This is a genomic window from Streptomyces sp. NPDC059895 (genome assembly GCF_042731035.1).
Classification (GTDB): domain Bacteria; phylum Actinomycetota; class Actinomycetes; order Streptomycetales; family Streptomycetaceae; genus Streptomyces.
Map to the genome: position 1 here is coordinate 7,869 of NZ_JBHWKO010000079.1, position 11,100 is coordinate 18,968.

Annotated in this window: 8 protein-coding genes; 2 read left to right on the top strand and 6 right to left on the bottom strand. The window is 71.0% G+C overall.

The features are described 5' to 3' along the window. Nucleotides 1–145 precede the first annotated feature (145 nt). From ACFV9M_RS40070 to ACFV9M_RS40090, 5 genes are all read right to left on the bottom strand, one after another. Nucleotides 146–2,458 (bottom strand): glycosyltransferase family 39 protein, encoded by a 2,313-nt coding sequence (locus tag ACFV9M_RS40070; RefSeq protein ID WP_385079168.1) that lies wholly within the window; start codon nucleotides 2,456–2,458, stop codon nucleotides 146–148. Continuing rightward, entirely contained in the window at nucleotides 2,455–3,936 is a 1,482-nt protein-coding gene (locus tag ACFV9M_RS40075; RefSeq protein ID WP_385079166.1) for a glycosyltransferase, read from the bottom strand. The genes ACFV9M_RS40070 and ACFV9M_RS40075 overlap by 4 nt, the downstream gene beginning before the upstream one ends. A 14-nt stretch (nucleotides 3,937–3,950) precedes the next feature. After that, nucleotides 3,951–5,588 (bottom strand): ATP-binding protein, encoded by a 1,638-nt coding sequence (locus tag ACFV9M_RS40080; RefSeq protein WP_385079163.1) that lies wholly within the window; start codon nucleotides 5,586–5,588, stop codon nucleotides 3,951–3,953. Then, the gene (locus ACFV9M_RS40085) at nucleotides 5,585–6,325 is read right to left on the bottom strand and encodes a response regulator transcription factor (RefSeq protein WP_385079160.1); all 741 of its coding nucleotides are present in this window, start codon (nucleotides 6,323–6,325) and stop codon (nucleotides 5,585–5,587) included. Before ACFV9M_RS40085 ends, ACFV9M_RS40080 begins: the two co-directional genes overlap by 4 nt. Nucleotides 6,326–6,547: 222 nt before the next feature. Then, entirely contained in the window at nucleotides 6,548–7,447 is a 900-nt protein-coding gene (locus ACFV9M_RS40090; RefSeq protein WP_385079158.1) for a DUF2797 domain-containing protein, read from the bottom strand. 877 nt (nucleotides 7,448–8,324) lie between these two features. Between ACFV9M_RS40090 and chvE the strand changes: the two genes are divergently transcribed. Then, nucleotides 8,325–9,413: a multiple monosaccharide ABC transporter substrate-binding protein gene (gene chvE, locus ACFV9M_RS40095; RefSeq protein WP_385079156.1), complete on the top strand. Its 1,089-nt coding sequence runs from the start codon at nucleotides 8,325–8,327 to the stop codon at nucleotides 9,411–9,413. Between the two features lie 607 nt (nucleotides 9,414–10,020). On the opposite strand, the gene ACFV9M_RS40100 is transcribed toward chvE, so the two are convergent. Next, complete coding sequence (locus ACFV9M_RS40100; RefSeq protein ID WP_385079154.1) at nucleotides 10,021–10,242, bottom strand: hypothetical protein; 222 nt, start codon at nucleotides 10,240–10,242, stop codon at nucleotides 10,021–10,023. A gap of 283 nt (nucleotides 10,243–10,525) precedes the next feature. Between ACFV9M_RS40100 and ACFV9M_RS40105 the strand changes: the two genes are divergently transcribed. Then, nucleotides 10,526–10,834, top strand: coding sequence for a hypothetical protein (locus ACFV9M_RS40105; RefSeq protein WP_385079152.1), 309 nt, complete (start codon nucleotides 10,526–10,528; stop codon nucleotides 10,832–10,834). Nucleotides 10,835–11,100: the final 266 nt, after the last annotated feature.

Sequence of the window (11,100 nt, forward strand, 5' to 3'; positions counted from 1 at the left end):
GGGGCCCTCGGTGGCGGGGTGTTTCGGCCGGGGGGGGCCTCCCCGTCGGGGGTCGCCCCGCGTGGGGGGGTCCCGCCGGGGGGGGGGGCGGGGGGGTGCCCCCCCCGGCCCACCGCCCTTGTTCAGCGAACCGTCGTTTCCGTCCCTAGCTGCTCGCCTTCTGCGTGAGGTCGTAGAAGGTGGCCGAACCGACCGTGACCTGCTTGAAGTTGGCCTCGACCCACTCGGTGATCTGCGACGAGGTGCCGTCGCCGCTGCCGCCCATGCCACCGCCCGAGCCGCTGCTGACGAAGTAGTGGATCTTGCCGTCGGTGACGTACTGCTTGAACTGCGCCAGCGTCGGGGACGGGTCGGTGCCGTTGAAGCCGCCGATCGCCATCACCGGCTCGCCGGTGGCCAGCTGGTAGCTCGCCGCGTTCTGGGCGCCGATCGCCGCCGCGGCCCAGGTGTACTGGTCGGAGTCGGCCTCCAGCAGCTTCTTCGCCTCGTCGGTGACCGTGGCGCCGTTGATCAGGCCGCCCATGCCACCGCCGCCGCCCATGCCACCGCCCTCGCCGGTCTGGCCACCGGGGAAGCCGTTGCCCTGCTGGCCCTGGCCCTGGCCCTGCTGGTTCTGGCCGTTGCCGTTGCCGTTCTGCTGGTTCTGGCCGGGCATACCGCCGCCGGGGAAGCCGCCGCCCGGCAAGCCACCGCCGTTCTGGCCCTGGCCCTGGCCGTTGCCGTTCTGGCCCTGGCCCTGCTGGCCGGGCATCCCGCCGCCCATGCCGCCACCGCCGCCGGGACCGCCGCCCCGTCCGCCGCCCATCATCGACGCGCCCGACGGGCCGGCCGTCGGGATCGAGCCGGTGTGCGCGGAGTTCACGGTGCTCAGCGTGTACGCCGCCGGTCCGGCCAGCGCCGCGACCACGCTCACGGCCGCCGCCGCGAGGGCCAGCTGCCGGTTGAGCCGGCCCACGAAGACCAGGCCGAGCGCGCCGGCCAGGCCGCCGATCAGGACCAGCCACTTCAGCCAGGGCAGGTAGTCGGAGGTGCGGTTGAGCAGCACGTATCCCCAGACCGCGGCCGCCACGGAGGCGGCGGCGAGGGTGATCGACGCCCAGATCTCGGACCGCTTCTCCCACAGGATCCCGGCGCCCATGCCGATCACGGCCGCCAGGTAGGGGGCGAGGGCGATCGTGTAGTACTGGTGGAAGATGCCCGCCATGTAGCTGAAGACCACCGTGGTGATCAGCAGCGAGCCGCCCCAGACCAGGAACGCGCCGCGGGTCGCCGAGGTCCGCTTCGCCCCGCGGGTCGCCACCAGGCCCGCGACCAGCAGGATCAGCGCGGCCGGCAGCAGCCAGGAGATCTGGCCGCCGATCTCGGAGTTGAACATCCGGTCCCAGCCGGTCTCGCCCCACTGACCGGTGCCGGTGCCGCCTCCGGCACCGCCACCACCGCCGACGCTGCCGGTCTCCTCGCCGTTGAGCCGGCCGAGACCGTTGTAGCCGAAGGTCAGCTCCAGGAAGGAGTTGTTCTGCGAGCCGCCGATGTACGGGCGGGAGGAGGCGGGCCACAGCTCGACGATCGCGACCCACCAGCCGCCGGAGACGACCAGCGCCCCGGTGGCCACGGCCAGCTGCCCGAAACGCTTCTTCAGCGACACCGGCGCGCAGACCGCGTATACGACGGCCAGCGGCGGCAGGATCAGGAAGGCCTGGAGCGTCTTGGCGAGGAAGGCGAAGCCGATGGCGACACCCGCCCACACCAGCCACTTGGTGCGGCCGTCCTCCAGGGCACGGGTCACGAGGTAGCAGGCCACGGCCATCAGCAGCGCCAGCATCGCGTCCGGGTTGTTGAACCGGAACATCAGCGCGGCGACGGGGGTGAGCGCGAGCACCGCACCCGCGATCAGACCGGCGGCCGGGCTGAACCGGCGGCGCACGCCCGCGTAGACGACGGCGACCGTGCCGACGCCCATCAGGACCTCGGGGACGAGGATCGCCCACGAGTTCAGGCCGAAGATCTTCACCGACAGCGCCATCGGCCACAGCGAGGCCGGGGGCTTGTCGACGGTGATGGCGTTGGCCGCGTCCAGCGAGCCGAAGAACAACGCCTTCCAGGACTGGCTGCCGGCCTGGACGGCCGCCGAGTAGAAGGAGTTGGCGTAGCCGGAGGCGCTGAGGTTGTAGAGGTAGAGGACGAGGGTGGCGAGCAGCAGGCCGAGGAAGGCCGGGCGCACCCAGCTCGGGTCCTCGGGACGGCCGCGCCACAGCCGGCGTGCCAGGGGCTGCTTCGGCTCCCCCGCCTCGGGGGTCGCGTCGGCCGGATCAGCCGGGTGGGCCGGGTCGGCCGGGTCGGCCGGGGCGGCCGGACCAGACGGGTGGGCCGCATCGGACGGATGGGCCGGGTCGTTCCCCTCGGGGGGCACGGTCTCCGGCGGGCTCCAGGAGTCCGTCCGGTCGAGGTCGGTGGTCATCGGGCGTCCCTCGGATCGGTGTCGTGGGGGCGCACCGGCTGCAACTGCATGGTGGCGTCCCTCCAGGTGCCGTCCGCGGCTTCGCCGGCGCGGAACTGGGTGGTGGTGTCGTGACGGTCGTGGGCGCCCTGGGCCGTGCCGTGGCCCGGCGCCGCCGGTGCCTGCGGGGCGGCGGTGGCGTACGCCGTCGGCGACGGGACGGAGGAGGCGACGACGTGCGTCGGCCGGCTCTCGCCCTCGCGCCGGTCGGAGAAGACCCACACCCGGAAGAGCAGGAAGCGCAGGACGGTCGCCGCGAGGTTGGCGGTGATCAGGACGGCCAGTTCGGTGGAGTGCGCCGGGTCGGAGGTCGCCGCGTCGAGGGCGACGAGCGAGCCGCTGGTCAGCGCGAGGCCGATGCCGAAGACGACCAGGCCCTGGGCCTGGTGACGGGCGGCGCCGGCGCTTCCGCGCACCCCGAAGGTGAGCCGGCGGTTGGCCGCCGTGTTGGCGACCGCGGAGACGAGCAGCGCGAGCGCGTTGGCGAGCTGGGAGCCGGTGAACTGCCGGAAGCCGCTGTAGAGCAGCAGGTAGAAGAGGGTGGACAGGCCACCGACGACACAGAACCCGACGAGCTGCCGGGCCAGTCCCTTGGGTACGTCCATGATCTCGCGGTCGCGGGGGTCGTCACCGAACGGCCTGGTCAGCCGGTCCAGCGGTAGGGAACCGGTGGCCAGTGCCCGGCCCACGCGCCATACCCCCTTCAGATCGTCGGTCGCCGTCTTCACGATGTGCACCGTGGAGTTCGGGTCGTCGACCCAGTCGACCGGCACCTCGTGGATACGGAGACCGGCACGCTCGGCGAGTACCAGCATCTCAGTGTCGAAGAACCAGCCGGTGTCTTCCACCAGGGGGAGCAGGATCTGTGCGACGTCCCGGCGGATCGCCTTGAAGCCGCACTGCGCGTCGGAGAAGCGCGCCTGGAGCGAGCCGCGCAGGATCAGGTTGTACGAGCGGGAGATGAACTCCCGCTTGGCGCCGCGCACCACGCGGGAGCTGCGGGACAGCCGAGAGCCGATCGCCAGGTCGGAGTGGCCGGAGATCAGCGGCGCCACCAGGGGCAGCAGCGCGTTGAGATCGGTGGACAGGTCCACGTCCATGTACGCGAGGATCGGGGCGTCCGAGGCGGACCAGACGGTCCGCAGCGCACGGCCGCGGCCCTTCTGCTCCAGCCGGAAGGACTGGACCTCGGGGATGCGCGACTCCAGCAGCCGCGCCACGTCGGGGGTGGTGTCCGTCGACGCGTTGTCCGCGATGGTGATGCGGAACGGGTACGGGAACGTCCGCGCCAGGTGGTCGTGCAGTCTGAGGACGCACGGCTGGAGGTCCTTCTCCTCGTTGTAGACGGGGATCACTACGTCCAGGACAGGCGTACCGGCTGCGGCGGCCGGGAGGTGCTCCCGCGCCGGCAAGGTGCCGGGAGAAGGGTCGGTTCGCATGTCAACGACCTTCGTCAAGTGCCCTGTTGCACCCATGTGGTGGCACTGTGGTGTACCTGTGAGTCAAGTTGCCAGTTCGTTTCGGCGGCCGGCCGGGGAACGGGCGGGGCAAGCGCGGGCAAATACACCGTGAACACGGTCTGTCCGGGCACGCTGTCCACGGTGACGGCACCGCCGTGCGCCGTCGCGACGGCCTGCACGATGGCCAGGCCGAGACCGGTCGAGCCGGTGGAGCGGGAGCGCGCCGAGTCGCCGCGGGCGAAGCGTTCGAAGACGTGCGGGAGCAGGTCCGGCGGGATGCCCTGGCCGTTGTCCTGGACGTCCACGCACAGCCACGGGCCGCGCCGCTGCACCCGTGCGGTGACGGTCGTCCCGGGCGGAGTGTGCGTACGGGCGTTGGCGAGCAGGTTGACGAGGACCTGTTGCAGGCGGGCGGCGTCGGCGGAGACGAGGGCCGGCTCGTCGGGCAGGTCCAGCCGCCAGACGTGGTCCCGCCCGGCGGCGCGGGCGTCGCTGATGGTGTCCACGACCAGCGGGATGAGGTCGGTCTGCTCGAACTGCAACGGGCGGCCCGCGTCGAGGCGGGCGAGCAGCAAGAGGTCCTCGACGAGCAGGGTCATCCGGCCGGCCTCGGACTCGATCCGGCCCAGGGCGTGCCGGGTGTCCGGCCCGACCTGTTCCCGGCCGCGCCGGGTGAGCTCGGCGTACCCGCGGATGGAGGCCAGCGGTGTGCGCAGCTCGTGGCTGGCGTCGGCGACGAACTGCCGGACCCGCATCTCGCTCTGCTGGCGGGCGTGCAGGGCGCCGTGGACGTGGTCGAGCATCCGGTTGAGCGCGGCGCCGACCTGGCCGACCTCGGTGTGCGCGTCGGTCTCGGACTCCGGGACGCGTTCGCTGAGGTGGACCTCGCCGGTGTGCAGGGGCAGCTCGGAGACGCGGGTGGCGGTGGCTGCGACCTTGCGCAGCGGGCGGGTGGCCACGCTGACGAGGACGAAGCCGGCGATGCCGGCGGCGACCAGGCCGGCCGCCGTGACGCAGACCTCGAGGAGGAGGAGGGTGGTGATGGTGTTGTCGGCTTCCTGCGTCGGGATGCCGACGTAGTAGTCGCCGTTGTTGCCCTGGACGTAGCGGACCCGGTAGTCGCCGAGACCGGGGATCTCGACGGTGTGTTCCTTCTCGTCCTGGGCGACCGTGCCGAGGGCCTTGATCTGGGTCTCGGTGAGGGCCTTGTCGTTGAGCCGCGGGATGTTCAGGTCGTCGTTGGACTTCTCGCCGATCTTGGCGTCGGTGATCGATCCGTTGTCGACCTTGGCCGCGAGGGTGCCGCTCGGCTGCGGGGCACGGGTGACGAAGTCGGCGAGGTCGGTCGTCTTGTTCTGCTCGGGCACCTTGGTGCCGTTGCCGTCCTTGCCGCCGCCCTGCTGCTCCCCGTCCAGCGTGATCGGTCCGCCGGAGACCCGCATGGCGGCCTCGCGCAGCGAGTTGTCCAGCTGCTCGTACAGGTGGGACCTCAGCGCGAGGGTGGTCACGGTGCCGATCACCGCGCACACGACCGCGATGAGGGCCACGGACGCGACGACGAGCCGGGTCCGCAGGGTGCGCGGCTGTCCCGCTCGTCGCTTCTGCGGACGCGGCCGTCGTCGGCCGCTCATGACGCCGCGGGCTTGATCAGGTAACCGGCGCCACGCCGGGTGTGGATCATCGGCTCGCGCCCTGCGTCGATCTTGCGCCGCAGGTACGAGATGTAGAGCTCGACCACGTTGGCCTGGCCACCGAAGTCGTACGACCACACACGGTCGAGGATCTGGGCCTTGCTGAGCACGCGCCGCGGGTTGCGCATCAGGAAGCGCAGCAGCTCGAACTCGGTGGCGGTGAGGTGGATGTTCACCCCGGCACGCGAGACCTCGTGGCTGTCCTCGTCGAGGGTGAGGTCGCCGACGACCAGCACGGAGTCGGAACGGCGGTCGGCGGCGCCGGAGCGCCGTATGAGCCCCCGCAGCCGGGCGACGACCTCTTCCAGGCTGAACGGCTTGGTGACGTAGTCGTCACCGCCGGCGGTCAGACCCGCGATCCGGTCCTCGACCGCGTCCTTGGCGGTCAGGAAGAGCACCGGAACGTCCGGCAGCTCGCGCCGCAGCCGTCCGAGGACGGTCAGCCCGTCCATGTCGGGCAGCATCATGTCCAGGACGACGGCGTCGGGACGGAACTCGCGCGCGGTCTGGATGGCGCCCGTGCCGTCCCCCGCACTGCGGATCTGCCATCCCTCATAACGGAGGGCCATGGACAGCAGCTCGGTGATCGACAGCTCGTCGTCCACCACAAGCACTCGGACGGGGCTCCCGTCCGGCCTCAGCAGTTCGGTGCGCCCCTGGGGCGAGGTCGTGGTCATGAGGGACACCATGTCGGGGTCCTCTGAGAGCACGCTTTTCGCTGTCTGTGATTTTCCTGAGAAACACACAGGCAGCTCTTAGGAAAGACCTAACATGCACTCCCTTTGTTCACCTATCGACCGCTTTGCCCACCCCTTTCCGGGGGTCGGATGTCCTGATTACTCGATCGACGTCCTTAAAAAAAGCTGTCACCGGACCTGCCCTCTCTCATCTGCGCCGCGTCAGAACAGCCCGTCCTGGAGCCGCCGCCGCTCTCCCCTGAGCTGCCGCAAGGGCAGGGGCGGGGGCAGCAGCGGTGCCCCCGCACCGCTGCCGGCCGTCACCGGCACCAGCTCCCACCCCCTCATCAGCCGGGTGTCGAGCACGACGACCCCCCGCTCGGTCGCCAGGTGCAGATCCGGTCCGGCGGCCGCCACCAGGTCCCCGCCGATCGCACCCCCGGCGACGAGTTCACTCACCTCCGCGACGGCGGGCGGGGCCCCGGCGAGCCCGAAGGCGCGCACGTGGTCGACGGCCTCGTAGGGCTCCCGGACGAGCGTCTCCGGCCAGCCGGGCAGCGCGACGGCCCGCGCGTGCAGCTCCGATGTCTCGACGGCCCGTTCCGCCTCGTCCGCCGGCAACCCGGCCCGCACCGCCCGCTTCTCGGCGTACGGGATCCGGTCGGGCACGCCCAGGGCGGCGCGCAGCAGCTCCTCCGTGCGCCGGGCGGCCATCAGCGGGCCCGTGCCGAGCCAGCTGAAGCAGACGGCTCCCTGCTCCAGCAGCCGGGCCGTCCCCCGCTCGGCCGCGGTGATCCCGACCTTGACCAGACCGGGCCCGAACCACGCGAGGTACACGCGGTACGGCCGGGGGTCGTCGGCGATCCCGTCGGCGGCGACGGAGTGTGCCCGGTCCAGCCGCGCGCACTCCTCGCACCGGGCCCCCGCGCTCCTCCCCGGCACCACCGCCCGCACCGGACACGGATGCCCCCGAGCCCCCACACATCCGCGCACACCCCCTTCCGCGACCCCGAAGGCCACTCGCTTCCCCCACGACAGCGGGCTACGGCGCCCCCCGTCCCACATCAGCACGGGCCCCTGCGCCGACCACCGTAGCCCCGTGCACCTCCACGCCCGTCCCATCACCCACCACGGTAGGACCCGCCACTGACAACGCCCCCTCGCTCCGGCGCCCCGCCCGGCGGCCTGCCCCGTCCCGCCGGGTGCAGTGCCCACGAGGTCAGGGCGCTCAGCCCCACGGTGCCGGTCCCCGCGCCCACGAGGGCACCGGAGACGGCAGCCGCAACAGGAGGTGCCGCCGGAGACCGAAGCGTTCCCCGACGCCTCCCCGGCACCTGCCCGGCACCTCCCCGACGCCTCCCCGAACACCTTTCGCACACAGTTTCTGTCCGTTCCGTTGACACCTTGCACACCCGCTCCTAGGGTCACACGCCACGCCAACTCCCCGACTGCGTGACGGTATTTCGAACGGTTGAAAGGCGAGTGCCCTGCGCATCACCGGAACGAGCAGACGTGTGTCCGCTACACCGTTGTGCGGCCTGACGTACGGACAGGCACACACCGGCAGAGAGGCCACGCGAGCCGGCGAGCCCCGGGCGCCCGGCCGTACCGACGCCGACGCCCCCGCTCCCGCCGACGCCGACGCACCGATCGACGCTCGGCGGGCCACCGAGGCTCCTGAGCACCGGCTCGAGCGACCGGCCCGCCGGCCTGACCCGCCATCACCTCGGCACCACGGGGCCACCGGACGGATCCGCCGCGGCACACCGCTCCGGCCGAGGTACGGCCCGTCCAGAACACCCGGCATCCGGCCGTAAGGACACCCCCTACGGCACCTGCCCCCGAACACCGCCCGGGAACGAACCCGGCCCGCCCGCCGCACGCCCCTGCTCGCCGCCCCTCCCCGGCCCGCTCCACCGCTCCATCGCGCACCACCGCTCGCCACCGGTCTGATACGCCGTCATCCTCTCAACGACGAGAAGAACCAGGAACGATCGCCATGCGCAACCGAAGAGCCGCCCTCGCCGCCCTCGCCGGAGCCACGTCCCTCGCCCTCACCCTGTCCGCCTGCGGCAGCCAGGACTCCGGGGCGAGCTCCGAGGGCGGCACCATCGGCATCGCCATGCCGACCCAGGCCTCCGAGCGCTGGCTCATCGACGGCAAGAGCGTCGTCGACGATCTGAAGGCCAAGGGGTACCGGACCGAGCTGGTCTACGGCGAGGACGACCCGGCGACCCAGGTCTCGCAACTCCAGAAGCTGATCAAGCAGGGCGTCGACGCGCTGATCATCGCGGCCATCGACAACAAGTCGCTGAACGACGTGCTCCGGCAGGCCTCCGCCGCGGACATCCCGGTGATCTCCTACGACCGGCTCATACTCGGCACCGAGGACGTCGACTACTACGTCTCCTTCGACAACGAGCAGGTCGGCCGGCTCCAGGCCCGCTACATCATCGACCAGCTCGGCCTGGAGGACGGCAAGGGCCCGTTCTCCATCGAGCTGTTCGCCGGCTCCAGCGACGACAACAACACCAAGTACTTCTTCGACGGCGCGATGCACCTCTTGCAGCCGTACCTGGACAGCGACCAGTTGGTCGTCCGGTCCGGCCAGACCGCGCTCGACGAGGTCACCACCCTGCGCTGGGACGGGGCCACCGCGCAGAAGCGCATGAGCGGCATCCTCTCCGAGTCGTACGGGAGCGAACGGGTCGACGCTGTCCTCTCGCCGTACGACGGCATGTCCCTCGGCATCCTGGCCGCCCTGAAGTCGGACGGCTACGGCTCCGACGACAAGCCCCTCCCGATCATCACCGGGCAGGACGCCGAACTGGCCTCGGTGAAGTCGATCAAGGCGGAGCAGCAGTCGCAGACCGTCTTCAAGGACCCCCGCCTGCTCGCCGAGGTCGCCGCCGACATGGCCGACGACATCCTCAACGACAAGACGCCGAAGATCAACAACCGCAGGGCCTACGACAACGGCGTCAAGGCCGTCCCCGCCTACCTGCTGCAACCGACGAGCGTCGACAAGACCAACTACGAATACGTCCTGGTCGCGGGCGGCTACTACACGGACGCCGACCTCAAGTAGCCGCACGCCCGACCGGGGCGGAACCCCGCCGCACGCTCCTGGCGGTCGAACGATCACGTCCGTCCGGCAACAGAGCAGAGGCCCCGCGGATCTCTCCGCGGGGCCTCTGCTCTGTTGTGCACTCGTCTTGGAGGGCTACCTTCCGTCGGCGTCGCTCCTGACGGGCGCGTGAGGGCCTCTACGCCCCCTCGCCTCCGGCGGAACGGGGCGGTACGCGGCGCTACGCGGCCGAACTCGGCGGTACGCGGCTGAACGCGGCCGAACGCGGCCGAATGAGAAGGAAACTGAGACGGCCGCACTCCCCACCGCAGCACCACGGACAGCCCGCGGTGGCCCGCGGGTAGCCGTCGAACCACCGCTAGGCAGCCTTGGGCCGCGCCGGACGCGTGCCCGGGGCGGGCTCCTGTGCGTCCTCGGACCAGAAGATCTCGTCTTCGCCGAAGTCCGGAGCCTGGAAGGGCCTTGTCGTCGGAGGCGGCGATACGGCAGTGGAACGGCGGGGTTGCCCTTCCAGCGCGGAGAACAGCGACGTCGAGTCGATGAGAGGTCTGCCTTTCGTTACAGGTCCCGGACGGGGCCTGGCGTGCCCTGACCGGGCACAGCGGTCCTACAGCTTGGTCATCTTGGCGTACGGGCTCAAGATCCGCATCTGCGCCGAGCCGAAATCCACGAGCGCCGCGATTCCGTCCTCGATGCCGATCACCCGGCCGAGGCCGTACATGTCGTGGGTGACCTGGTCGCCCATGGCGAAGTGCTTGGGAGCCGGTGTGACCGGGGCCTTGAAGGGGCTGGTGGGCAGATGACGCTTCGGTGCCGCAGGCTTTGTCATGACTCAGTATGAGCCTACGCGCACCCCTCTCGCTGTGGCCGTCGGCACAGATCCTGACGGCAATCACCACGTCACGTCACTGACCTGGTGTTTCGAGACCCGATGAGCCCGGCATCCGGCACGGTTGTGGCACGAACCTCAGCCGACGCCGGTCCGTTCACCCGTACGAGAACGGCTTCGCCTGATCGATGCCTGTTGCCGTACTTCGCCGCTGTACGCCCCGGAAACGCAAGAGGCCCCGGATCTCTCCGGGGCCTCTCACCCTGTACCGCAGGATCGCTGGGTGTCCCGTCTGATCGGCCCGCACACCGCCGACCCGTGCCCCCGCTGTGCCGACGAAGCAGTCCGTCTGGGCACCCCGCCCGGCCTCGCCGGCCCCTCTGAGGTCGGCTACACGTGCGACCGCTGCGGCCACGTCTGGTCTCGGTTGGTCGAGACGGACTTGGCGGTCTGCGACATCGTTCGGGCGGATCTTCCCGACGCGACGCTTTACGGGACGGTCTGGAGCCTGGAGGGCGACCGCGTGTTGCTCCGGGGGCCGGGTGGTGATTGGTATCGGTGGGTCGAGCACTGGCGGGTCATCCTGTACTGACCATCTCCTGTTGGCGCCTCAGCCGACGGCAGCAAGCCACGATGGCGGCTGCGTCGACCGACCAGGCGCGCGTATGCCTCGCTGGCCCCCACCAGCCTCGGCCACATCGACCACAGCAGCGCCGGCCGAAGCGCGGGCGGTGAGACCTTGAGCGATGACCGCTTAGTCCCGTGTCGCCGTTCCTTGAACCGTGACCCCCTATCGGTCGATGAAAAGTGACCCCTTCCGTGATCGAGTGATCAGTCTGGCTCCATGGGAGTCAGGTG

Coding starts and splice junctions, on each gene's coding strand:
- ACFV9M_RS40070 (WP_385079168.1), bottom strand. CDS start 2,458: ATGACCACCGACCTCGACCGGACGGACTCCTGGAGCCCGCCGGAGACC.
- ACFV9M_RS40085 (WP_385079160.1), bottom strand. CDS start 6,325: ATGACCACGACCTCGCCCCAGGGGCGCACCGAACTGCTGAGGCCGGAC.
- ACFV9M_RS40100 (WP_385079154.1), bottom strand. CDS start 10,242: ATGACAAAGCCTGCGGCACCGAAGCGTCATCTGCCCACCAGCCCCTTC.
- chvE (WP_385079156.1), top strand. CDS start 8,325: ATGCGCAACCGAAGAGCCGCCCTCGCCGCCCTCGCCGGAGCCACGTCC.
- ACFV9M_RS40075 (WP_385079166.1), bottom strand. CDS start 3,936: ATGCGAACCGACCCTTCTCCCGGCACCTTGCCGGCGCGGGAGCACCTC.
- ACFV9M_RS40090 (WP_385079158.1), bottom strand. CDS start 7,447: ATGGGACGGGCGTGGAGGTGCACGGGGCTACGGTGGTCGGCGCAGGGG.
- ACFV9M_RS40080 (WP_385079163.1), bottom strand. CDS start 5,588: ATGAGCGGCCGACGACGGCCGCGTCCGCAGAAGCGACGAGCGGGACAG.